24 protein-coding genes and 1 riboswitch are annotated in these 23,092 nt (G+C 67.3%); of the genes, 5 read left to right on the plus strand and 19 right to left on the minus strand.

What is annotated here, in order from left to right; translation table 11 throughout:
* Window positions 1-203 precede the first annotated feature (203 nt).
* The 11 genes from F791_RS13590 to bluB all read right to left on the minus strand — a co-directional run bounded on the left by F791_RS13590 (window position 204) and on the right by bluB (window position 10,401).
* On the minus strand, window positions 204-635 hold the full coding sequence (locus F791_RS13590; protein WP_231364692.1) for a flagellar protein FlaG: 432 nt from the start codon (window positions 633-635) through the stop codon (window positions 204-206).
* 71 nt (window positions 636-706) lie between these two features.
* Window positions 707-1,990, minus strand: coding sequence for a flagellin (locus tag F791_RS0111465; RefSeq protein ID WP_019592644.1), 1,284 nt, complete (start codon window positions 1,988-1,990; stop codon window positions 707-709).
* Window positions 1,991-2,356: 366 nt separating this feature from the next.
* A complete protein-coding gene (locus F791_RS0111470; protein ID WP_019592645.1) occupies window positions 2,357-2,986 on the minus strand; it encodes a YIP1 family protein in 630 nt (209 codons plus the stop codon).
* 74 nt (window positions 2,987-3,060) lie between these two features.
* Entirely contained in the window at window positions 3,061-3,831 is a 771-nt protein-coding gene (gene cobS / locus F791_RS0111475; protein WP_019592646.1) for an adenosylcobinamide-GDP ribazoletransferase, read from the minus strand.
* A gap of 109 nt (window positions 3,832-3,940) precedes the next feature.
* On the minus strand, window positions 3,941-4,513 hold the full coding sequence (locus tag F791_RS0111480) for a histidine phosphatase family protein (RefSeq protein WP_019592647.1): 573 nt from the start codon (window positions 4,511-4,513) through the stop codon (window positions 3,941-3,943).
* Window positions 4,510-5,571, minus strand: coding sequence for a nicotinate-nucleotide--dimethylbenzimidazole phosphoribosyltransferase (cobT, locus tag F791_RS0111485; protein WP_019592648.1), 1,062 nt, complete (start codon window positions 5,569-5,571; stop codon window positions 4,510-4,512). The genes F791_RS0111480 and cobT overlap by 4 nt, the downstream gene beginning before the upstream one ends.
* A gap of 156 nt (window positions 5,572-5,727) precedes the next feature.
* A complete protein-coding gene (cobU, locus tag F791_RS0111490) occupies window positions 5,728-6,252 on the minus strand; it encodes a bifunctional adenosylcobinamide kinase/adenosylcobinamide-phosphate guanylyltransferase (protein WP_018994220.1) in 525 nt (174 codons plus the stop codon).
* Window positions 6,249-7,736: a cobyric acid synthase gene (locus F791_RS0111495; protein WP_019592649.1), complete on the minus strand. Its 1,488-nt coding sequence runs from the start codon at window positions 7,734-7,736 to the stop codon at window positions 6,249-6,251. The genes cobU and F791_RS0111495 overlap by 4 nt, the downstream gene beginning before the upstream one ends.
* Window positions 7,733-8,695 carry a threonine-phosphate decarboxylase CobD gene (gene cobD, locus F791_RS0111500; RefSeq protein WP_019592650.1) on the minus strand — a complete coding sequence of 321 codons (963 nt, stop codon included), beginning with the start codon at window positions 8,693-8,695 and terminating at the stop codon, window positions 7,733-7,735. Before cobD ends, F791_RS0111495 begins: the two co-directional genes overlap by 4 nt.
* An 88-nt stretch (window positions 8,696-8,783) precedes the next feature.
* Window positions 8,784-9,686, minus strand: coding sequence for an adenosylcobinamide-phosphate synthase CbiB (cbiB, locus tag F791_RS0111505; protein ID WP_018139652.1), 903 nt, complete (start codon window positions 9,684-9,686; stop codon window positions 8,784-8,786).
* A 4-nt stretch (window positions 9,687-9,690) separates the two neighbouring features.
* Window positions 9,691-10,401 carry a 5,6-dimethylbenzimidazole synthase gene (bluB, locus tag F791_RS0111510; RefSeq protein WP_018139651.1) on the minus strand — a complete coding sequence of 237 codons (711 nt, stop codon included), beginning with the start codon at window positions 10,399-10,401 and terminating at the stop codon, window positions 9,691-9,693.
* A 94-nt stretch (window positions 10,402-10,495) separates the two neighbouring features.
* Window positions 10,496-10,698: riboswitch (cobalamin riboswitch) on the minus strand.
* 146 nt (window positions 10,699-10,844) lie between these two features.
* Between bluB and F791_RS0111515 the strand changes: the two genes are divergently transcribed.
* From F791_RS0111515 to F791_RS0111535, 5 genes are all read left to right on the plus strand, one after another.
* The gene (locus tag F791_RS0111515) at window positions 10,845-11,747 is read left to right on the plus strand and encodes a cobalamin-binding protein (protein WP_019592651.1); all 903 of its coding nucleotides are present in this window, start codon (window positions 10,845-10,847) and stop codon (window positions 11,745-11,747) included.
* 6 nt (window positions 11,748-11,753) lie between these two features.
* Window positions 11,754-12,725, plus strand: coding sequence for an iron ABC transporter permease (locus F791_RS0111520; protein ID WP_018139649.1), 972 nt, complete (start codon window positions 11,754-11,756; stop codon window positions 12,723-12,725).
* On the plus strand, window positions 12,725-13,579 hold the full coding sequence (locus F791_RS0111525; RefSeq protein ID WP_019592652.1) for an ABC transporter ATP-binding protein: 855 nt from the start codon (window positions 12,725-12,727) through the stop codon (window positions 13,577-13,579). The genes F791_RS0111520 and F791_RS0111525 overlap by 1 nt, the downstream gene beginning before the upstream one ends.
* 12 nt (window positions 13,580-13,591) lie before the next feature.
* Complete coding sequence (locus F791_RS0111530) at window positions 13,592-13,981, plus strand: hypothetical protein (RefSeq protein WP_018139647.1); 390 nt, start codon at window positions 13,592-13,594, stop codon at window positions 13,979-13,981.
* A 344-nt stretch (window positions 13,982-14,325) separates the two neighbouring features.
* Window positions 14,326-15,174, plus strand: coding sequence for a pirin family protein (locus tag F791_RS0111535; protein ID WP_018139646.1), 849 nt, complete (start codon window positions 14,326-14,328; stop codon window positions 15,172-15,174).
* 168 nt (window positions 15,175-15,342) lie between these two features.
* Here the strand turns inward: F791_RS0111535 and glpK are convergent, their stop codons facing one another.
* The 8 genes from glpK to F791_RS0111575 form a co-directional block, all read right to left on the minus strand.
* On the minus strand, window positions 15,343-16,860 hold the full coding sequence (glpK, locus tag F791_RS0111540; RefSeq protein ID WP_019592653.1) for a glycerol kinase GlpK: 1,518 nt from the start codon (window positions 16,858-16,860) through the stop codon (window positions 15,343-15,345).
* A gap of 49 nt (window positions 16,861-16,909) precedes the next feature.
* Window positions 16,910-17,296: a VOC family protein gene (locus tag F791_RS0111545; protein WP_026333036.1), complete on the minus strand. Its 387-nt coding sequence runs from the start codon at window positions 17,294-17,296 to the stop codon at window positions 16,910-16,912.
* Window positions 17,293-17,793, minus strand: coding sequence for a 2-C-methyl-D-erythritol 2,4-cyclodiphosphate synthase (gene ispF, locus F791_RS0111550; protein WP_018139643.1), 501 nt, complete (start codon window positions 17,791-17,793; stop codon window positions 17,293-17,295). The genes F791_RS0111545 and ispF overlap by 4 nt, the downstream gene beginning before the upstream one ends.
* A complete protein-coding gene (gene ispD / locus F791_RS0111555; protein WP_018139642.1) occupies window positions 17,790-18,539 on the minus strand; it encodes a 2-C-methyl-D-erythritol 4-phosphate cytidylyltransferase in 750 nt (249 codons plus the stop codon). Before ispD ends, ispF begins: the two co-directional genes overlap by 4 nt.
* The gene (gene ftsB, locus F791_RS0111560) at window positions 18,532-18,939 is read right to left on the minus strand and encodes a cell division protein FtsB (RefSeq protein ID WP_018139641.1); all 408 of its coding nucleotides are present in this window, start codon (window positions 18,937-18,939) and stop codon (window positions 18,532-18,534) included. Before ftsB ends, ispD begins: the two co-directional genes overlap by 8 nt.
* A gap of 149 nt (window positions 18,940-19,088) precedes the next feature.
* Window positions 19,089-20,366, minus strand: coding sequence for a phosphopyruvate hydratase (eno, locus tag F791_RS0111565; protein WP_019592655.1), 1,278 nt, complete (start codon window positions 20,364-20,366; stop codon window positions 19,089-19,091).
* Between the two features lie 84 nt (window positions 20,367-20,450).
* Window positions 20,451-21,293 (minus strand): 3-deoxy-8-phosphooctulonate synthase, encoded by an 843-nt coding sequence (gene kdsA / locus F791_RS0111570; RefSeq protein ID WP_018173952.1) that lies wholly within the window; start codon window positions 21,291-21,293, stop codon window positions 20,451-20,453.
* A 64-nt stretch (window positions 21,294-21,357) separates the two neighbouring features.
* A complete protein-coding gene (locus tag F791_RS0111575; protein WP_018139638.1) occupies window positions 21,358-23,025 on the minus strand; it encodes a CTP synthase in 1,668 nt (555 codons plus the stop codon).
* Window positions 23,026-23,092: the final 67 nt, after the last annotated feature.

The following is a 23,092-nucleotide window of genomic DNA, read 5'->3' on the forward strand; positions in this document are numbered from 1 at the left end:
CCTCGGGCGATCGCGATGGCGGCATTCAACCGCTCTCAGGGCCGTTAACGTCTGCCTGTCCTCAAGCTTTAACGACAATTTCCGATTTTTTCCGATTGTGTCCCGCACAGGTCCGCAATCAGGCAGCGCGCGCGGCGCGGACAGAAAAAAGCCGGGACAAGCCCGGCTGAAGGTCACAATATGCGCGGTGAGGCGCATCAACCTCAGGCCTGTTCCTCGACACCAGTGCCATCCAGGCCCCGTTGCTCCTGGAAATGACGGATCAGGGCCACCACCGCCTCCGGCGGAATCTGCCGAATCACCTCGTCCTGCTCGGCATCTTTGACCGTGATCACTGTCCGGCCGCTGGAGTCGTCCACGCTGAACTCCAGCGCACGCTTGGACGACTGCAGATAGGCGTTGATCGACTCCACCACCTGTTCCATACCCTCTGACTCGCTTGGGTCCAGGCCCTGCCTTGCTTCGCTGAATTCCCGCTCGAGTCCATCCGTGGGAGTCGAAACGACATTGCCGGGCACAGCCCGGGAACCCGATCCATCCGCCGGCCCACGCGCGACAGGCATCGAGGCGTCGCCCGGACCCTGGCGCACGGGCTGAAACACCAATGAAGTGATACTGCCAATCGAATCACTCATCTTGCTCCCCTCACCATCAAGGGCGGGTGACCGTCCGGCCACCCGCCCGCCTGGCCTTCTACCGGTTCAATTTACTGCAGCAGCGCGAGCACGTTCTGCGACGTTGCGTTCGCCTGGGCGAGCACCGAGGTACCCGCCTGCTGCAGGATCTGCGCCCGGGTCAGCTCGGCCGTTTCGGCGGCAAAATCCGCGTCACGGATGCGGGAGCGGGCGGCCTCCAGGTTCTCCGAAGACACCTGCAGGTTCGCGATGGTGTTCTCGAAGCGCACCTGCACCGAACCCAGGTCGGCCCGCAACGAATTGATCTGGTTCAGAGCCCCATCGACGATGGCAAGTGCTTCCGTAGCGCCACCGCGGCTGCCGATGTCAACATTGGTCAGGTTCCGCGCGCGAGAGGCAACCTCATCCTCATCGGTAAAAAGATGGACTGCAACTTCATCTTCTAGCGTCACGGTACCGCCCGATACTTCGAAAGCAGTGTCGAAGTTACCGCGGATGGCTATCGTGGTTTCGCCATCGTTATTGGTAACCAGCGAGGCACTGAGGCCGGCATCGCGAATCGCAGTCACCGCAGACTCGGTACCGAGCTCGTTATCGTCGAAACCGTCCTCTGCTACAGCATCACCTTGGGGCGCAGAAAGCGCGGCATTGATCTGGCGGACCGCATCTTCCAGCGAGGTCACCCCATCAAGATCAACCGTCAGCGCAACTCCCAATGCATCGTCACCCTCACCCCCGAGCACGCCAACCTGATCAAGCTGGATGGTGACGTTGCTGATCGAGTCAATGCCGATGTCGTTCAATTGCTCCTGCGTAAGACCGGCATCCCCTTCGGCAATAGCACGCCCCAACTCGGTAGTACGAGCATCCACACCGGAGACTGCGATGTTCTGCCCCTGATTGGCCCCGATCTGGAAGAACAGATCCTGCAGGGCCCCATCCAGGATCGCATCACCGTTGAACTCGGTGGAGTTGGCCACGCGGCCGATCTCGGCGATCAGCTGCTGGGCCTCGTTGTTCAGGGCTTCGCGGTCGGAGGCGGAGTTGGAGTCGTTCGCCGCCTGCACGGACAGCTCGCGGATACGCTGCAGCGCATCGCCCACGGTGCTCAGCGCACCCTCGGCGGTCTGCGCAAACGAGATTCCGTCGTTGGCGTTGCGCACGGCCTGGTTCAGGCCGCGGATCTGGGTGGTAAAGCGTTCGGAGATCGCCAGACCAGCGGCGTCATCCTTGGCGCTGTTGATACGCAGGCCGGAGGACAGTCGCTCCAGGCTCTGGGCCAGCGCGCCCTGGGAATTGCTCAGATTGCGCTGAGCATTCAGGGACAGGATATTGGTGTTGATGACTTGAGACATGATTACGCTCCTGTAGCGTCATGCCGAACCACCTTGGTCGGCTTCATCGGCGAACACTCGTGCGCCTTCGAAAGCAGTAACGACCACTCGACCGAATCCTTTAGCCCCATTCCGGAAAAATTTTGCCGCCCGCCTGAACGTGTCCGCCACGGCGCCCTCTCGCCGCCCCCAGCGCTTCCGTTCACACCACATGTCACCCCGGCCGATGCGAAGCCACCCATACCGTCATTGCGAGAAGCCGCAGGCGACGCGGCAATCGGCTCGCCGAGCCAAGGGCGTGTGAATCGAGCACCGTGCACGTCCAGGCCGATTGCTTCGTCGCTTTGCTCCTCGCAATGACGTCTCCATTGGCAGGGGGCCAGCGGCCTAGAGCAGCCAGGTGGTGCCGATGCGGGTCTCGGGCGTGGCGCCGGGGATCAGGTCCATCAGCAGCCAGCCGAAGATGAGGGTGATGAAGGCGCCACAGAAGACGGTGGCCACGAACAGGCCGATGCGGTTGCCGCGCTTCAGGCCGAGGATGCCGCGCAGCGACCAGTAGAGCAGCCACAGGCTGTAGAAGATCAGCAGCAGGCCGACGGTGTTGCCCCAGGGCCAGGGAAAGGCGGCGGCGACCTTGCCCACCCAGGCGGGCAGCAGGCCGATGGTCACCGCCAGCATCGCCCGGTCCGGGTGGGAGTAGCCCTGGAACAGCTCAGTCAGGTAGTGCGCGGACCAGGCCAGGCCCAGCACCCCGATGCTCATCGCCAGCACGCTGTAGACGCCGAAGCCCCAGGCGCCCGGGATTGCCTCCTGCGGCAGCCCGGTCGGGATGATCTGGTACAGCCACTGGCTGACGATCACGCTGAGCAGCAGCACCGGGAACGCCAGACGCAGAAAGGTTTGCCACCAGAGGGGTATCGCCTCCAGTTCGCCCACCTCCCGCACCGCCCGCAGGGGGTTCGTCAGCGTGCGCAGGACCAGAAGGCCCGGGCTCAGGCGAGAGGGGAATGAGTTCATCCCGTCAGTATGTGGCAATCCCGTGACGGTTTCGTGACAACGCTTGCCTTGACCCTGGCCTGATCGACCCGGGCTCAGCCCGCGAGCGTCAGCACCAGAATCACGAGGGTCAGGGTCTCCACCAGCTCCAGCGTCGCACCGGCCGTGTCGCCAGTGAAGCCTCCCAGCCAGTGTCTCAGTACGCGCGTTGCCACCCACAGCGTCAGCCCGGCGGCGAGCAACGCCGGTATCACCCCCCAAAGGCCGGAGAGCAGGCCGAGCACCAGCACCACGGCAGCCGAGACTGCGACAACGCCGATGGCGGCGCTGCGTGGAAGGTGCCTGGCCATGTCCGCGCCCAATCCGACGGGGTTCACGTAGGGCGTAGTCAGAAACAGCACCGGCGGCACCACGCGCCCCAGCAGCACCGCCAGCAGCAGCGCGACCCAGGCGCCGGTATCGACCACCGCCACCAGCGCCGTACCTTTCAGCAACAGGATCAGGATCAGCGCCGCGACCGCCATCGGGCCACAGGCCGGGTCCTTCATGATCGCCTGGGCCCGCTCCGGGTGCCGCTGACCGCCGACCCAGGCGTCCACCGTGTCCGCCAGCCCGTCCAGGTGCAGTGCGCCGGTCAGCGCGACCCAGAAGGTCAGCACCAGCGCCGCGACCAGCAACACCGGCGCTCCGGGGATCGCGGAAAGCCCGATCCCCACCAGCACCAGAACCAGACCCAGGATCAGCCCCACCAGCGGATAGGCCAGGACCGAACGGCCGAGGTCCTCGGGCCGCGGCTCCTGCGCCGGCGTCGGCACGCGGGTCAGGAACTGCAGGGCCAGCCAGAAGGGGGCTAATACCGAGTTCATTGCGCCCCCCCTTCCATTCCTGCTGTAGGAGGCCAGCCCCCTGGCCGATGGGGCGTTGGCATATTCCCGATCGGCCAGAGGGCTGGCCTCCTACATTTGTTTTGCTTGATCACGAGGGCATCTCCTCGCGCTGGCCCGGCTCGACAACGTGCAAAGAGGCCAACGGCACTTCGATCGACAATAGCTTCTCCAACGGCCAGCCCTCCAGTTGTGCACGCAGCAGGCGAATCACCCCGCCGTGGGTGACGACGAGGACACGACCGCCCGGCGCGATCACGCTCTGCTCCCAGCCGGCCAGCACCCGGTCGCGGAAGCTGCCGAGGTCTTCGCCGTTGGGTGGCGGGTAGCCGAACGGGTCTTCCCAGAACCGACCCAGCGCCTCGGCGTCCGTCTGCATCAGGGCCTCGGCCGTTTGCCCCTCCCAGTCCCCAAAATGTAGCTCCTGCAGGCGGGGATCACACTGGACGGGGAGCCCGGCCGCGCGGGCGAAGCCCTCGGCCGGAAGCCGGCAGCGCTGCAGTGGCGAGCACACGACACGATCCCACTCGCCCGAAGCCTCGAACGCCGCACACATCGCCCGCTCGCCTTCCGGGGTCAGCGAATCATCGCAGCCGCGCCCGCGAAAGCCGGCACCCGTCGTCTCGCCGTGGCGCAGCAGACCGATACGGACCGATTTGGTCATGGGGTATCGCCCGACACGCCAGCCTCGGCGAAGGTCGCCATGCCGGCGTGAAGCTCGCAGGCCAGGCGCAGCAGGGGCACGGCCGTGGCCGCCCCACTGCCCTCGCCCAGGCGCATGCCGAGATCCAGCAGCGGCTCGGCCGCCAGCGCAGCCAACAGGCGCTGGTGGCCGGGCTCCGCCGAGCTGTGGGCATAGAAAAACCAGTCCGCCGTACCCGGACAAAGTCGCTCGGCCACCAGCGCCGCCGAGGTGCTGATGAAACCATCCACCAGCACCGGCAGCCCGATCTGCGCCGCGGCGATGTAAGCGCCGGCCAGCCCCGCGATCTCGAACCCCCCCAGACAGCGCAGGCTGCCCAGTGCCTCGCCGCGCACCGCGGCGTGGGTGCGCAGCGCCTGCTCGATCACCTCGGCCTTGTGGCGTACCCCATTTGCATCCAGGCCCGTGCCGGGCCCGGCCAGATCGACCGGCGGCAGGTCCAGCATTGAGCAGGCGAGTGCAGCCGCAGCGGTCGTGTTGCCGATGCCCATCTCGCCGCCGATGAACAGTTGTGTGCCACTCCGCCGCGCGCGCTCGGCACACTGGCGGCCGGCGTTCAGCGCGCGTTCCAGCTGCGCCGGCGTCATCGCGGGTTCGCGGGCCAGGTTTGCGGTGCCGGGGCCCAGGTTCAGCTGCTGCACACCGCTGACGGCCGGTGGCTGGGCCACGGTACCCAGGTTGATCACCTCAATGGACGCGCCCAGGTGCCGCGCCAGCACCGAGATCGCCGCACCGCCGTTCGCGAAGTTCGCGACCATCTGCGCGGTCACGGCCTGCGGGAAACGCGAAATGCCTTCCGCCACCACACCGTGATCGCCAGCGAACACCGCGACATGAACCCGCTCCAGCGTGGGCTGGCCCACGCCCTGCATGGCGGCCAGGCGCTCGGCGATCGCCTCCAGCCGCCCGAGCGAACCCGGCGGCTTGGTCAGCTGGGCCTGCCGCTCGGCGGCCGCCTGGCGCGCGTCGGCACTCAGGGACGCCGGCGGCACCTGCAGCCAGTCACAGTCTTCGGTCACGTGTTCCTCCGATGTTGAAACCAACACTCTTCATCAATGACGCCCGTCATTGCGAGGAGCCGAAGGCGACGTGGCAATCCGTCAGTTCACCCCGGGCCGATTGCTTCGACGCTGCGCGCCTCGCAATGACGGTGCCTGTTTCGCGCGTTGGTCTATTCATTCCAGCGGCTCACCCTTGAGCACATGAGGAAGGCCGGCGACGGTCAGCACGACGCGGTCCATCGTGGGGGCCAGGCGCTGGTGCAGCCAGCCCGCCTCGTCGGCGAAGCGGCGGGACAGCGCGTCCATCGGGGTAATGCCCATGCCCGTCTCGTTGGAGACGAACACCAGGGTGCCCGGCAGGCGCGGCACGGTGGCGATCAGGGCCTCCCGCTCGCGTTCGATCAGCGCCTCGTCCTCGGTGCACAGGAGCTGGGTCAGCCACAGCGTCAGGCAATCCACCAGCAGGCATTCATCTGGCCTTGCGGCCTCTTCCAGCGCGGCGGCCAGGCCGGTATCGGCCTCGATCAGGTCCCAGTCACCGGGCCGGTCGGCGCGGTGGCGTTCGATGCGGCGTGCCATCTCGGCGTCGTCGGCACGCGCGGTAGCGACATAGGTCACGTGCAGGCCGCTGGCATCGGCCAGCTGCTCCGCCAGCCGACTCTTGCCGGAACGCACGCCGCCGAGCACCAGCGTCTTCATGTCACAGGCTCCGTCTTCCCTGTCCGCAGCAGGGCAAGGATGCGCCCCAGGTCCAGATGCGCCTCCAGGGTATCGGCCAGGCGTTCCAGGCCGCGCTCGCGTGCGGTCGCCAGGTCTTCGCCGTGCTCCTTCCCATTGCGCATGCCAGCCCAGTGCAGCAAAGCCTCGGCGGCAGCGGAGGTATCGAATACCCCGTGGACATAGGTCCCCGCCACCGCATCGTCCTCGCTGCGCGCGCCGTCCGGGCCATGCTGCAGCTCCAGTAGCGGGTGATCCAGTCCGGGGCCGGTCGTCACTCCTGCATGGATCTCGTAGCCCTCCACGCGGGCCTCCCGACCCAGCACACGGCCCCCGTGAACACGTTCCAGGCGCTTTTCCGGTGCTAGACGCGTCTCGATGTCCAGCCAGCCGAGCCCCGGCGTGGAGCCGGGCCGCCCCTCGACACCGTCGGGGTCGTGCACGACCCGGCCCAGCATCTGGAAGCCGCCACAGATCCCGAGCACCTTGCCGCCATAACGCACATGGCGCTGCAGCTCGTCTTCCCAGCCCTGTTCCCGCAACCAGGCGAGGTCGTCGCGAACGGCCTTGGACCCCGGCAGGATGACCAGATCCGCCGGCTGCAGCGACTCGCCCGGGCCGGCGAAGCGAAGGTCCACACCCGGGTGCAGGCGCAGCGGGTCGAAATCGGTATGGTTGGAGATGCGCGGCAGGGCCGGCACGACGACCTTCAGGGCATCCACCGCCTTTTCCGGCACCGCCTCGCGCGGCAGGGCGTCCTCAGCATCCAGGTACAGCCCGTGGAGATACGGGATCACGCCCAGCACCGGCTTGCCGGTCTCCTGCTCCAGCCAGTCCAGTCCCGGCTGGAGGAGCGAGATATCGCCGCGAAAGCGGTTGATCACGAAGCCCTGCACCCGCGCGCGCTCCGTCGCGCTCAGCAACGCCAGCGTACCGACCAGATGCGCGAACACGCCGCCACGGTCGATATCCGCGACCAGGATCACCGGACAGTCCACCGCCTCGGCAAACCCCATGTTGGCAATATCGCCTGCGCGCAGGTTGATCTCTGCCGGCGAGCCCGCCCCTTCCACCAGCACGTGCGCATACTGCGCGGTCAGCCGTCGATGCGAGGCCAGCACGGCCTCGCGGGCGACGGGCTTGTAGTCATGGTAGGCACGAGCATCCAGCTCGGCCGCAGGACGGCCGTGGATGATCACCTGCGCCCCCTGATCGGAGCTGGGCTTGAGCAGCACCGGATTCATGTCGGTATGCGGCTCCAGGCCGCAGGCGGCGGCCTGCAGGGCCTGGGCGCGCCCGATCTCGCCGCCGTCCAGGGTCACTGCACTGTTCAGCGCCATGTTCTGCGGCTTGAACGGCACCACCGACAGCCCACGGCGATGCAGCACCCGCGCCAGACCGGCCACCAGCACGCTCTTGCCGGCATCCGAGGTGGTCCCCTGCACCATCAGCGTGGTCGCGCTCACAACGCCTCCAGTCCCTGTTCCAGGCGGTGCCATTGGGCCTCGTCGCCCGGCAGCCCGAAACGCAGGCTGGCGGGGTCGTCGAAACGCCGCACCAGGATCGCCTGTCGCGCCAGCGCATCCTGAACCGCGACCGCATCATCGCGGCGCCCCCAGCGAAACAGTGCGGTGCCACCTTCGGTAGCGATTCCGTACCGCCGCAGCAGCTCTTCCAACCGCGCACCCGCCGCGGTCAGGTTCGCGCGCGTCTGCTCCTGCCAGGCGCGATCCTCCAGCGCTCGGGTGGCCGCCCAGCGCGCCGGGCCGGACAGCGCCCACGGACCCAGCCGCTCCGCCAGCGCCGCCCGCAGCGCCGGCTCCGCCGCCAGGAATCCGACCCGCGCCCCGGCCAGACCGAAGAACTTGCCCAGCGACCGCAGCACCAATAGCCCCGGGCCCAGGTCCGTGCCCGGGTCGGCCGCCAACAGGCTGTGCCGGGGGCTGGTATCCATGAAGGCCTCGTCCACCACCAGCCAGCCGCCGCGTGCCGCAAGCCCCCTATGCCAGCGCAGCAGCGTCTCCACGGTCACGCGCAGTCCAGTCGGGTTGTTCGGGTTGACCAGTACCAGCACATCCAGCTGCGGCAGGCGTGCCTCGATCGCGGCCGGCGCCGCGTCGCCAAGCGCAGGAAGCGCCTCGACCCGATGCCCGGCCATGCGCCAGGCCCGCGCGTGTTCGTTGTAACTGGGCGCGAGGAGGCCAACCCGAGCAGCCGCTGGGCGAAGCTGTGGCAGCAGCTGGATGGCCGCCTGCGAGCCCGCCAGGGGCAACAGCCCTTTGCAGCCGTAGTACCGCGCCGCGGCCGCCTCCAGACCGTCGTCGGGCTCCGGCAGGCGCGCCCAGACGTCCGCCGGGGGCATGGGCAGCGGATAGCCGTGCGGGTTGATGCCGGTAGACAGGTCCAGCCATTGCTCCGGCGCCACCCCGTAATGCCTGGCAGCTGCGCGCAGTCCGCCACCATGCACCTGGGTTAGCACGGCCCCGGTCGGTGCCGGCCGCGCTCTGTTCAGCTCAGAAGATCGCAAGGCTCACCCCGATGACAAGCACGCCCATCCACAGCGCCAGCGCCCGATCCACCAGCCCCATCGCCGCACGGATGCCGGCGGCATCCGGTGCCGCGCCCATCCCCAGGCGCGGACGCCACTGACGCTCGCCGTGATATTGGCTGGCACCGCCCAGCACCAGCCCCAGTGCGCCCGCCCCAGCGGCCATTACCGGCCCAGCGTTCGGGCTCTTCCAGGCCGCGGCCTGCTCGCCCCAGCACTGCAGGGCATCGCGAGTGCGCCCGGCCAGGGCATAGGCCAGCGCGGTCATGCGCGCCGGGATCCAGTTCAGCAGGTCATCCAGCCGCGCCGCGGTCCAGCCAAAGCGCGTGTAACGCGCATTGCGGTAGCCCCACATCGCATCCAGCGTATTCACCAGGCGATACAGCACCACCCCCGGCGCACCGGCCACCAGGAACCAGAAAATGGTGCCGAACAAGGCATCGTTGCCGTTCTCCAGTACCGACTCCACCGCCGCGCCGCTGACCCCGGCCACATCCAGGGCCTCGCTGTCGCGGCTGACCAGCATCTGCACCTGCTGCCGCGCCTGGCCCAGATCGCCGGCCTCCAGCGCCCGGGCCACGCGCTCGGCGTGCTCGTCGAGGCTGCGCCAGCCCAGCGCCAACGCCAGTACCAGCAGCCCTACCAGCCAGACCGGCAGGAGCTGCTGCAACCAGACCGTCAGCAGCACAAAGGGCACCACCAGGACGGCCAGAAGCAGCGCGCCGCGGGCCCGACCATCGCGGTAGAACCGGGCCTCCAGGCGCTGGACCAGCAGCCCGAACCCGGCCAGCGGGTGCCAGCGGCGCGGATCGCCGATCAGGCGATCCAGCACCAGCGCACCAAGCAGCGTGAGGAACGCGATCAGCATCGGGTCATCCACTCGCTGAGGAACCGCCGGGTGCGTCGGTACGGCTGCCCCAGCGATTCTCGAACACCAGTTCGTCCAGCGACCGTCGCTGATCCCAGCCCTCGGTTTCCAGCATCGGCCGCTCGTAGAACGCATCCACATGACCCAGACAAAGGATCGCGATCGGCCAGGCCCCTTTCGGCATCCCCAGCTCCCCGGCCAGCCAGTCCGGGTCGAACAGCGACACCCAGCCCATGCCCAGGCCCTCGGCCCGGGCCGCGAGCCACAGGTTCTGGATCGCACACGCGGCGGAGCACAGGTCCATCTCCGGGATGGTGCGCCGACCCAGCACGTAGCGCTCGCGCCCATCGGTCAACGCGACCACCAGCAGCTCGCCGGCATCGCGGATGCCTTCGAGCTTCAGACGGTGCACCTCGGCGGCACGCTCGCCGCAGGCCTCGGCCGTGCGTGTCTGCTCCGCCGCCACATGCCCGTGCAACGCATCGCGCAGCCGCGCGTCGGTCACCCGCAGAAAGCGCCAGGGCTGCATGTAGCCCACGCTGGGCGCCTGGTGCGCGGCCTCCAGCAGGCGCCGCAGGGTATCGGGGTCCACCGGGTCCGGGCGGAAATGCCGCATGTCCCGGCGCTCGCCGATCACGCGATAGACCGCTGCGCGCTCCGCCGAGGCGAACGCGTTCGGATTCTCTTCTGACTGGTTGGGAGCTGGGGCCGTCATGAGGTTCCGTCGAGGCGACGGCGCGGCGAAGACACGAAGGAACAGGCTTTTAGGAACGCACCTGCGCCCTCGACCGTTGCCCGCCGCACGGTCGCAGGATGAATCACCGCCAGGCCGGTCTCCGGGCTTGCGAGCGTCGGGGGATGCCGACCGGCAGACGCCTTCCCGGGCACAGGACCCAGTGGCCAGTCTGCCGAGCGATTTACCGCTCGCTTACCGTTGCGGGGGCAGCGCCGGACTTGCACCAGCTTCCCGTTTCACCTGCCAACTGCAGGCACCTGACGAAAGCGGAGCATGATACGCGCTCAGGGTGCCCCCGACCAATTTGGGCACCAAACCATCTTGCCCTTGCTGCTATGATGAGGCGCTTTCGCTGCCCGTGCGGCGCCCCGAAAACACGGTATTGTTTACGTTACGAACAATCCACAACAGTCGGATTTTTAATGACTTTCACTTCCCTCAAACGCCAGTTAACGGCCCTTGCCGCGCTATTCCTGTGCGCGGGGCCGACACTGGCCGAACCGGTCACGGTGACCGACGATGACGATCGCGAGGTCACGCTCGACCGGCCCGCCGAACGTATCGTCAGCCTGGCCCCGCACATCACGGAAGTCCTGTTCGCCGTCGGCGCCGGAGAGCAGCTGGTCGGCGTCACGCAGCACAGCGACTTCCCGCCGGAGGCGGAGATGATCCCGCGAGTCGGTGGCTACAGCCGCATCGACCTGGAACGTGTGGTCGAGATGGACCCGGACCTGGTGGTCGCCTGGCGCAGTGGCAACTCCAGCTCGCAGATCGAGCGCCTGCGCGATCTGGGGCTGAACGTCTATGTCTCGGAGCCGCGCAGTTTCGAGGGCGTGGCCTCCAGCATGCGTCGCATGGCGCAGCTGGCCGGTACCGAGGAACGCGGCGAAGCGGCGGTGCAGGCCTTTCTCGACGAGATCGAGACGTTGCGGCTGGACTATGCCGACCGTGACCCGGTCCCGCTGTTCTACCAGGTCTGGGAACAGCCCCTGATGACGGTCAACGACGATCACCTGATCGGCGAGGCCATCCGCCTGTGCGGGGGCAAGAACGTGTTCGGCCACCTGGACCGCCTGGTGCCGCGCATGGACCGCGAGGCCGTGATCGAGGCCGATCCGGAGGTGATCATCGGCGGCGGCATGGGCGAAGACCGGCCGGACTGGGTAATTGCCTGGGAACAATGGGAGGACATGACCGCGGTGCAGCGCGACAACCTGTTCTTTATCCCGCCGTCGCTGCTCCAGCGTCACACCCCGCGGATTGCCGAAGGGACCCGGCTGATGTGCGAGGAACTGGAACGGGCCCGTTCACGCCGGGACGACTGACCAGCCGTGACGCGCTCCTTCCTCCTCGCCACGGGGGTCCTGCTCCCGGCGTCGCTGCTTGCGATCCTGATCGCGCTGGCCTACGGCAGCGTCGCCATTGCTCCCGGCGACCTGCTCGCGGTGATTCAGGGCGAAGGAAGCCGCCTGCACAACACGCTGGTACTGGAACTGCGCCTGCCACGCGCCCTGGCCGCATTCGCCGCCGGCGGGCTGCTGGGCGTCGCCGGTGCCCTGATGCAGGTGTTGCTGCGCAATCCGCTGGCCGATCCCTATGTGCTGGGCCTCTCCGGCGGGGCTTCGGTGGGTGCCCTGCTGGCCATGCTCGCGGGGCTGTCGATGTTCTCGGTCTCGGTCGCCGCATTCGCAGGCGCGCTGCTGTCCACGGTGATCGTGTTCGGCCTGGCGCACGGCACCGGCAGCTGGACGCCGACCCGATTGCTGCTGACCGGCGTGGTCGTGGCGGCCGGCTGGGGCGCCGTGATCAGCTTCCTGCTCGCCGTGAGCCCGACCGCGGAGCTGCCCGGGATGCTGTACTGGCTGATGGGCGATGTCTCCCACGCCCGCAACCCCTACCCCGCCTGGGGTGTGCTGGTGCTGGTCGTGTTGCTGGCCCTGCCGCTGGGACGGACGCTCAACGTGCTGGCGCGCGGCCCGATGCAGGCGGCCGCACTGGGCGTGGCCGTGCGGCCGGTGGAATGGACGATCTACGTCGCGGCGGCACTGATCACCGCCACGGCGGTCATGCAGGTCGGTGCGGTGGGCTTCGTCGGACTAATCGTGCCGCACATGCTCCGGCTGATCTTCGGCAACGACCAGCGCGTGATCCTGCCGGCCTCGGCACTCGGCGGCGGCATCCTGCTGACGCTGGCCGACACCCTCGCCCGTACGATGATCGCCCCGGAGCAGTTGCCCGTCGGCGTGATCACCGCGATGCTGGGCGTCCCCGTATTCCTGTTCCTGCTGTACCGGAGCCGCTGATGCCTCCGCACACTGCCGACCCCCAACGTCACGGCGACCCCCATGCGCCGGGTGCCGAGAGCGTGCACGAGGCGCCGGGGCCGGACACCCTGCTGGCCACCCACGATCTGGTCATCGATATTCCGGAACGCGCCAGCGGCTCACCCCTGGACCTGACCATCAACCCGGGACAGTGCTGGGGCATCCTCGGCCCGAACGGCGCGGGCAAGAGCACCCTGCTGCATACCCTGGCCGGGCTGCGCGCGGCCCGCACCGGAGAGATCCATGTGCAAGGCCGCCCGCTCCCTGAATACTCGCGAGCGCATCTGGCGCGCGAGCTGGGCCTGGTGTTTCAGAAGCACCACGACGGCTTCCCTGCAACAGTACTGGAGACCGCTCTGATCGGCCGCCACCCCTACCTGCGGCCCTGGGACATCGAGTCCGCCGAGGACTACGCCCAGGCCCGCGCCGCCCTGGCCCGCATGGATCTGGCGGAACTGGAGCACCGCCTGGTGGATACCCTGTCCGGTGGCGAACGCCAGCGCCTGGCCATCGCCACCGCACTCACCCAGAACCCGCGGCTCCTGCTGCTGGACGAGCCCACCAGCCAGCTCGACCTGCACCACCAGGTGGCGGTGCTGGACCATATACGCGGCATCGCCCGGGACAACCGCGCCGCGATCCTGGTGCTGCACGACGTGAACCTGGCGGTACGTTACTGCGATCACCTGCTGCTGATGTTCCCCGACGGAAAGGCCTGCTGGGGCCCCACCCGAACCATGCTGGTGCCCTCCGCGCTGGAACGGCTGTACAACCAGCCACTGAGCACCGGCGAGATCGACGGCCAGCCGGTCTTCATGCCGACCATCCCGTAACGAGGAATCCCGGTGGAATTCTTTCGCACCCTGCCCCTGCAAGCTGTCGCCGATTCCCTGCAGGCCGAGCTGACCGTACCGGCCCTGCCCCGGCTTTGCCCCGCCATTGACGCCCTTGTTGAAGAGACCGGGCCCGATGCCGGCGTCGTCTACTGCCTGTGGGGCGAGTTTCGTGTCCGGCGCGAGTGCATCAATGGCGGTGTGCGCTTCACCCTGCCGAGCTGCCCGAACGCCCTCGCCTGGACCCTAACGACCGGGCATCCGCCGAAGCCGGAGGCGGTCATGCTGCACCTGACCATCAACCGCCAGGAGCACGACCCGGATTTCGTGGAGAGTCTTGAATTCTTTGCTGATAGCTGGCTCGAACTGACATCGCTGCAGCCGCCCCATGACAGGCCCTGACTGCAATTTTCTTTTGCTTTTATGGTCGGTATGGTTGCAGGGTTCATTAAGGGAAACACTGATGACTGTACACACTCGCGTTGGCACCCCAGGTTCTCCGAGACAAGGCGCGGTGCGCAGCCGGTAGTGGTTCTACCGGCAAGGGCCGCAACGCAGGATCGGGGAACCTGGGGTGCCAACCCCACAAGCCATTGAATGCAAGGGCTCGAGTCGCTTTTGCGCGCGCACGGCGTTGCGGCTCCCTTGTGCAGAATGACTGCACGGCGGTCACCGCGCCTTGTTCGCACGCAAAAGCGACTCGAGCGCGAGCGTGTACATTCATCAGTGTTTCCCTAGGAGAAGTCATGACCCCCACACCGCCGGACAGCGTACGCACAGCCCACCCGACCCAGGACGGCGCGGGTGTGAAGATTCGCCGCATCCATGACTTTCGCGGCGGCCTGGATCCCTTCCTGATGCTGGACGAATTGAAGGCCAGTGCGAAGGAGGACTACATCGGTGGTTTCCCCTCCCACCCGCATCGCGGGTTCGAGACGCTGACCTACCTCGTCCATGGCGGCCTGACCCACGAAGATTCGATGGGTAACCAGGGTCGTGTGGAGGCCGGCGAGGCGCAGTGGATGAGCGCCGGGCGCGGGGTCATCCACTCCGAGATGCCCCTGCTGGACTCGGACGGGCTGCACGGCTTCCAGCTATGGGTAAACCTGCCGGCACGGCGCAAGATGGACCCGCCGCGTTACCGCGACGTGCGCGCCGACGCGATGCGCCACCTGCCGGAAGACGACGGCCCACTGCACTTCAAGGCGATCGCCGGCTCCTGGCAGACCAGCGCCGGGGATACCGAAGGCCCGCTGGAACAGATCGGAGAAGGTGCGGCGATGGCGGATCTGAGCCTGCCGGCAGGCTACCGCCTGTCACTGGCCGTCCAGCTGGACGACCGGGTGCTCGCCTATGTCTATGACGGCGAGCTGACCGGGCTGAAGACGGGCGAACTGGGCACCTGGAGCGGACAGACGCAGATCCACCTGATCGCCCAGCAGGATGCGCGGGTGCTGCTGTTCAAGGGCCGCCCGCTGGGCGAACCGATCGCCCACTACGGCCCGTTCGTGATGAACACCTCCGACGAGATCGAGCAGGCGATCAGCGACTATCAGTCCGGCCAGCTCGCGGCCGAACCGGCCAGCATCGACTGACCCGGCAGGGTCTGACTCTGGCAGGGGCTTTCGCGGGCAAGCCCGCTCCCACAGACTTCAGGGTAGCGCCGGGTAAGAGTCATCGCTCTACCCACTGCCCCCTGTGGGAGCCGCCTTGGCGGCGAAGCCCCTGCCCACGCCAGCCAGCTCCCCCGGACCACCCGCCCGCTAGTTGGGCGCCTCTTGGTCGTCCTCGCGCGCCCACCCCATCGTGCGTTTTACGGCCTTCTTCCAGCCCCGGTAGTAGCGATCGCGGGTGGCCGCATCCATCTGCGGCTCGAATACCCGGTCCAGCTGGCTCTTCTGCGCCAGTTCGTCGCGCGTCCAGAAACCCACGGCCAGCCCGGCCAGATAGGCAGCCCCCAGGGCAGTCGATTCCGTGACCACCGGGCGCTCGACATTCACCCCGAGCATGTCGGCCTGGAACTGCATCATCACGTTGTTGGCGACCGCACCGCCGTCGACGCGCAGGCCCTTCAGCGCGATGCCGGAGTCCTGCTCCATCGCGTCGATCACGTCCTTCGTCTGATAGGCCAGCGAGTCCAGCGTGGCGCGGGTGATGTGTTCCTTGCGCGTACCGCGCGTCAACCCGAAGATGGCCCCGCGGGCATACATGTCCCAGTACGGCGCCCCGAGCCCCGCAAATGCGGGGACGACATACACACCATCGGAGTCATCCACCTTGCTCGCGTAGTACTCCGAGTCCTCGGCCGAGTCGATCAGCTTGAGCTCGTCGCGCAGCCACTGAATCGCGGCACCGGCGATGAAAATGGAGCCCTCCAGCGCATACTCGACCTGGCCATCGACGCTCCAGGCGACGGTCGTGAGCAGGCCCGAGTGCGAAGCGACCGGCTCGATGCCGGTGTTCATCAGGAGAAAGCAGCCTGTGCCATAGGTGTTCTTGGCCATGCCGCGCTCGAAGCAGGTCTGCCCGAAGAGCGCCGCATGCTGGTCGCCGGCAACGCCCGCGATGGGGATCTCGTTGGCACCGAACATCTCGGTTCCCGTATGGCCCAGCACTTCGCTGGAGGCACGGACCTCGGGCAGCATGGCCCGCGGGATCTCCAGCTCATCCAACAGCGTGTCATCCCAGTCCAGTTCGTGGATGTTGAACAACTGCGTGCGCGAGGCGTTGGAGACATCCGTCACATGCCGCTCGCCGCGGGTGAGATTCCAGATCAGCCAGGTATCCATGGTGCCGAACAGCAACTCGCCGCGCTCCGCGCGCTCACGCGCACCGTCTACATGGTCGAGCAGCCAGCGCAGCTTGGTTCCGGAGAAGTAGGCATCGACCACCAGCCCGGTGCGGCTGCGGACCGTCTCCTCCAGCCCGCGCGCCTTCATCTCGTCGCAGAAACCGGCGGTGCGCCGGTCCTGCCAGACGATTGCCGGGTGGATCGGCTTGCCCGTCTCCCGGTCCCAGACCACGGTGGTCTCGCGCTGGTTGGTGATGCCAATGGCCGCGAGCTGGGCCGGCTTGATACCGCGGGTCTCCAGCACCTCGCGCGCCGCCCCGATCTGGGTGCCCCAGATCTCCATCGCGTCGTGCTCGACCCAGCCGGGCTGGGGGTAATGCTGGGTGAACTCGCGCTGGGCGACACCGATGATCGACGCCTCACGATCGAACAGGATCGCCCGGCAGCTGGTCGTGCCCTGATCCAGGGCCAGGATGTACTCGCCGTCCATGTTCCCTCCTCGTGCAGCGGGGATTTCGGCGCGGCGCACCCGCGCGGTGTCAGCCCGCCTCGATCAGTTCGACGGTGTTGCCGTCCGGGTCGCGGACGAACGCGGCCGGTCGCCCGGACTGACTGCGATCGGCCGAGTGCCCGGCGTTCTCCAGGCGTTGCAGCAAAGCTTCCAGACCACACACGCGCAGCGCTAGGTGGCGATCGCGACCGCCGCGCACGCGGCGTTCGGTGGCGTCCGGGTTGGGCACACCCAGCAGGTGCAGGGTCTGCCCGCCACCCAGGTCATACCAAAGCCCCGGAAAGCCGAGATCCGGACGCTCCACGGGGCGCAGCCCCAGGATCTCGCCATAGAACCGCGCGGACGCCTCCAGATCGGCGATCACGACACTGACGTGATCCAGACCCAGCACGCTGGGGGATCGAGCCGCCGTCATACGTGCATCAGCCCCGAAGAAGGCTCCAGCAGCACCACCGCCTGGGCCGCCACGCCTTCTCCGCGCCCTGTAAAGCCCAGACGCTCGGTGGTTGTCGCCTTCACATTCACCGCACCCGCCATCAGCCCCAGGTCCGCAGCGATGTGGTCCTCCATCGCCGCCACATGCGGGGCCATCTTCGGTGCCTGGGCGATCACGGTCGCATCCACATTTACCGGGCGCCACCCGGCCTCCTGGACCCGGCGCAGGGTCTCGCGCAGAAGGTCGCGGCTGTTCGCCCCACGAAAGCGCTCGTCGGTATCGGGAAAGTGGCGGCCGATATCTCCCTGCCCCGCCGCCCCGAACAGGGCATCACAGATCGCGTGCAACAAGACGTCGCCATCGGAATGCGCGACAAAGCCGTGATCGAACGGGATGCGCACACCGCCCAGGATCAGGTGATCGCCGGGTCCGAAGGCATGCACGTCGAAGCCCTGCCCCACGCGCATGCCGCTCATGGCCGGAACCCGCCGTCCAGTCGCCCCTGCTGCATCAGGTATAGCTGGGCCAGTTCCAGATCCTCCGCCCGGGTGATCTTGATGTTCATCATCGAGCCCTCGATCAGACGCGGACGGGCGCCATGCCATTCGATCGCGCTGGCCTCGTCGGTAACCGCATGACCGGCCTCGCGGGCGGCCCGATTGGCCTCCCGCAGCATGCCGAGGCGGAACATCTGTGGTGTCAGCGCGCGCCAGACGCGCGCGCGTTCCAGCGTGCGCTCGACGCGCCCGTCCTCGTCACTCCACTTGACCGTATCCGTGCTGGGCGTGGCCAGCAGACCGCCCACCGGATCGTCCCGCAGCGCGTTCAGAAGGTGGTCCAGATCCGCGCGTGGCAGACAGGGGCGCGCGGCATCGTGCACCAGCACCCAGTCATCGGGGGCCGCGCGTTCCTGCAGGAAGTCGAGTCCGTTCTGGACCGAATCCGCCCGCTCGGCCCCGCCGGCCACACGAAACAGGCGCCCGCCCGCCGTTGGAAGATCCAGCGCGTCCGGGTCCACATCCGGCCCGAGCACCAGGACCACACCGCGAATGCGCGGGTGCTCAAGAAAGATCGACAGGGTATGCGAGAGGATGGTGCGTGACCCCAGCGTCAGGAACTGCTTGGGTCGATCGGAGCCCATGCGCCGGCCCACGCCGGCCGCCGGGATCAGGGCCCAGTAGGCGGGTTCCGCGGAGGGGTTGTTGGTGTCGGGATCAGCCATCAAACGGATCCTCGGGTGGCAGCGTATCGGTTGCCGGCTCGCGTTCGCGGTCCGGGATCTCGGCGGGCCCCGGGGACACATCCCGCGCCGGGTCTGGCAACGGCTCCGGCACTGGACGCCGGTCGTCGTCCTCGCCGACCACAAAGAAGAAGATCTCGTCTTCGCGGATCATGCCCAGGTCGCGGCGGGCGCGTTCTTCCACCGCATCGGTACCGGTACGCAGGTCGTGTACCTCGGCCTCCAGCGCCTGATTGCGTTGCTCCAGCTCGGCGTTGGCCGCACGCTGCTCCTCTACCTGCTCGCGCAGGTCGCGTACATCGCGCCAGCTGCCCTCTCCCAGCCACAGCGGCCACTGCAACAGCAGTAGCAGCACCGCCAGACCGATCAGCAACCAGCGCATCAGCGATTCCCGCGGCCGGTCGCCACGGCCAGCCGCCAGGGAGAGAGTCGAGCTTCCATGCCCGGCATTCTACGGCCCCTTGGCCGCCGGGCACAGGAGACGCTCTGCAGGCTGAGAACCCAACCCGCGACAAACGCAACAATCGCGGATTATCGCCGGATGTTGAAGGCATCCATGCCGGGATAACGCGCCCGGGATCCCAGATGCTCCTCGATCCGGATCAGCTGGTTGTACTTGGCCACGCGATCCGAGCGCGAGAGCGAACCGGTCTTGATCTGGCCAACCCCGGTGGCTACCGCCAGATCGGCGATGGTCACGTCCTCGGTCTCGCCGGAGCGATGCGAGATCACCGCCGTGTACTTCGCCTGGCGCGCCAGCTCGATGGCCTCCAGGGTCTCGGTTACGGTGCCGATCTGGTTCAGCTTGATCAGGATCGAGTTGGCCACGCCCTTGTCGATCCCTTCCTGCAGGATCTGCGTATTGGTCACGAACAGGTCATCGCCGACCAGCTGCACGCGGTCACCGAGACGCTCGGTGAGGACCTTCCAGCCATCCCAGTCGTCCTCGCCCATGCCGTCCTCGATGGTCAGGATCGGGTACTGGTCGACCCAGTGGGCAAGGTAGTCGCAGAACTCGTCGGCGGAGAAGGCCTTGCCCTCGGAGTCGAGGTGGTAGCGGCCGTCGCGATAGAACTCGGAACTGGCACAGTCCAGGCCCAGCCAGATGTCCTGCCCGGCCTTGAAGCCCGCCTTGTGGATGGCCTCGAGGATCACCTCGATCGCAGCCGAGTTGGACGGCAGATCCGGGGCAAAGCCGCCCTCGTCCCCCACGCCCGTCCCCAGGTTGCGCTGACCCAGCACCTTCTTCAGGGCATGGAACACCTCGGCGCCGTAGCGCACGGCCTCACGCACGGAGTCCGCGCCCACCGGCAGGATCATGAACTCCTGCATGTCGACGCTGTTGTCGGCGTGGGCGCCGCCGTTGATGATATTCATCATCGGCACGGGCAGCAGGGTCGCCTGCTCGCCGCCCATGGACTCGAACAGCGGCTGCTCGCGATCCGCCGCCTGTGCATGCGCGGCCGCCATCGAGACTGCCAGCAGCGCGTTCGCACCCAGGCGCGACTTGTTCTCGGTGCCGTCCAGCTCAAGCATGCGGCGGTCCACCGCCGTCTGGTCCAGCTCCATGCCACGCAGGGCGTCGCGGATCTCGCCATTCACATGGCCCACGGCCTTCTGCACGCCCTTGCCGCCATAGCGCGGCTCGTCATCGCGCAGCTCCAGCGCCTCGCGGGCCCCCGTGGAGGCCCCCGACGGCACCGCGGCACGACCCATCGCGCCGGAATCCAGGACAACGTCGGCCTCGACCGTCGGGTTGCCCCGCGAGTCGATGATCTCGCGGGCATGAATCTCCGCAATCTGGGACATGCTTTCTCCTTGAAAAATAAACTCATCCGCCCCGAAGGGTTGGAGGCGGAACTTAAATGAAACTCTTAAATAATCCTGCGCGAATCAACCCAGCCCGTACTCGGCCTCGGCAAACGGCTGCGCCTTGGCGGCCGTATCCAGCGCCTTGAGCGTGGTCAGCAGCTCCGTCATGCGCGGCAGCGGCCAGGCGTTGGGCCCGTCCGAGAGGGCGCGCTCGGGATCCGGATGGGTCTCCATGAACAGACCCGACACCCCGGAGGCGACGGCCGCCCGCGCCAGCACGGGGACATACTCGCGCTGCCCACCAGAGGTCGCGCCCTGCCCGCCCGGCTGCTGGACCGAGTGCGTGGCGTCGAACACCACCGGGCAACCGGTCTGGCGCATCTGGGCCAGACCCCGCATGTCCGAGATCAGCGTGTTGTAGCCGAAGGAGACGCCGCGTTCACAGACCATGATCTGGTCGTTGCCGGCCTCGCGCGCCTTGTCCACGACATTGCCCATATCCCAGGGCGCCAGGAACTGGCCCTTCTTGATGTTCACCGGGCGCCCCTGGCGCGCGACATTCTGGATGAAGTTCGTCTGCCGGCACAGGAACGCGGGCGTTTGCAGCACGTCCACCACGGCCGCGACCTCGTCCAGCGGGGTGTCCTCGTGGACATCGGTCAGCACCGGGACTCCCAACTGCTGCTTCACCTGTTCCAGGATGCGCAGGCCCTCTTCGATGCCCGGACCACGGAAACTCTTCGTCGACGAGCGATTGGCCTTGTCGAACGAGGACTTGTAGATAAACGGGATGCCCAGTTCGTCGGTGATCGCCTTGAGCGCACCCGCGGTCTCCAGGGCCATCGCCTCGGATTCGATCACGCAGGGGCCGGCAATCAGAAAAAAGGGCCGGTCGAGGCCGACTTCAAAACCGCAAAGCTGCATGCAATGTCCTGTCTGGCGGACGCCACCCTCCGGGTACGGCCGCAAAGCGTCATCGTACGGCGCGCTAGTCCGTCAGCGCCGTCGTGGTCTCCGGCTCGCGCTCGTCCTGATAGGTCCGCGCGGCACGGATGAAACCGGTAAACAGCGGATGCCCGTCGCGCGGGGTCGAGGTGAACTCCGGATGGAACTGGCAACCGATGAACCACGGGTGGCCCGGCAGCTCCACCGCCTCGACCAGTTCGCCAGACTCGGACACACCCGAGATGCGCAGGCCCGCTGCCTCCAGCCGTTCGCGATAGGCGTTGTTGAACTCGAAGCGGTGGCGATGGCGCTCGCTGACATCTTCGCGGCCATAGGCCTCCGCAATCCGCGAACCCGGGGCCAGTCGCGCGGACTGTGCCCCCAGACGCATCGTGCCGCCGAGATCGCTCTCGGCATCGCGCCGTTCGATGCGGCCCTCGCGGTCCTGCCACTCGGTAATCAGGGCAATCACCGGGTGCGGGGTATCCGGGGCAAACTCCGTACTGTGCGCGCCTTCGAGCCCGGCCTGATCACGGGCGAACTCGATCACCGCAACCTGCATGCCCAGACAGATACCCAGGTAGGGCACGCCGTGCTCGCGCGCATAGCGCACGGCCGCGATCTTGCCTTCCACACCGCGCTCGCCAAAGCCACCGGGCACCAGGATCGCGTCCAGACCTTCCATCTCCCCCTGGATCTCGGCATCCGCGCCTTCGAGCTTTTCCGAATCGAGATAGCGAATACGCACCCGCGTCCCGACCTGTACGCCGGCATGGGTCAGCGCCTCGTTCACGGACTTGTAGGACTCGGTGAGATCGACGTACTTGCCGATCATGCCGACGGTGACCTCGGACTCCGGGAACTCCATGGCGTTGACCACGTGCTTCCAGTCCGACAGGTCCGCCTGCGGCGCCTCGATATGCAGCTTGCGCAGCACGATCTCGTCGAGCTTCTGCGAATGCAGCCACAGCGGGATCTTGTAGATATTGTCCACGTCCACCGCGGAGATGACCGCCTTCTCCTCGACGTTGGTGAACAGGGCAATCTTGCGCCGCTCGCCCTCGGGGATCGCCTGGGTCGAACGGCACAGCAGGATATCCGGCTGGATCCCGATCGAGCGCAGCTCCTTGACCGAGTGCTGCGTGGGCTTGGTCTTGATCTCGCCGGCGGCGGCAATAAAGGGCACCAGGGTCAGGTGCATGAACAGGGCATTCTCGTGTCCCAGCTCCACACCCATCTGGCGGATCGCCTCGAGGAATGGCAGGGACTCGATATCGCCCACCGTACCGCCGATCTCGATCAGCGCAATGTCGGCATCGCCCGCACCCTCGCGGATCGAGCGCTTGATCTCGTCGGTGATATGCGGGATCACCTGCACCGTACCGCCCAGGTAGTCGCCGCGGCGCTCCTTGCGGATCACGTTCTCGTAGATCTGCCCGGTCGTGAAATTGTTGCGCCGCGAGGTGCGGATGCGCACAAAGCGCTCGTAATGCCCCAGGTCCAGGTCCGTCTCCGCGCCGTCATCGGTCACGAAGACCTCGCCGTGCTGGAACGGGCTCATGGTGCCCGGATCGACGTTGATATAGGGGTCGAGCTTGAGCAGCGTCACCTTGAGGCCGCGCGCCTCCAGGATGGCCCCCAGCGAGGCGGATGCAATGCCTTTGCCCAGAGACGAAACCACGCCTCCGGTAATGAATACATAACGCGTCATGCGGGAAACCTGGCTAGGGAATTACGGTAGCCCCGCTCATACGGCTCACGGGCGGCTCAGATCGGCC

It is taken from the genome of Thioalkalivibrio sp. ALRh (assembly GCF_000381425.1).
Taxonomy (GTDB): Bacteria; Pseudomonadota; Gammaproteobacteria; order Ectothiorhodospirales; family Ectothiorhodospiraceae; genus Thioalkalivibrio.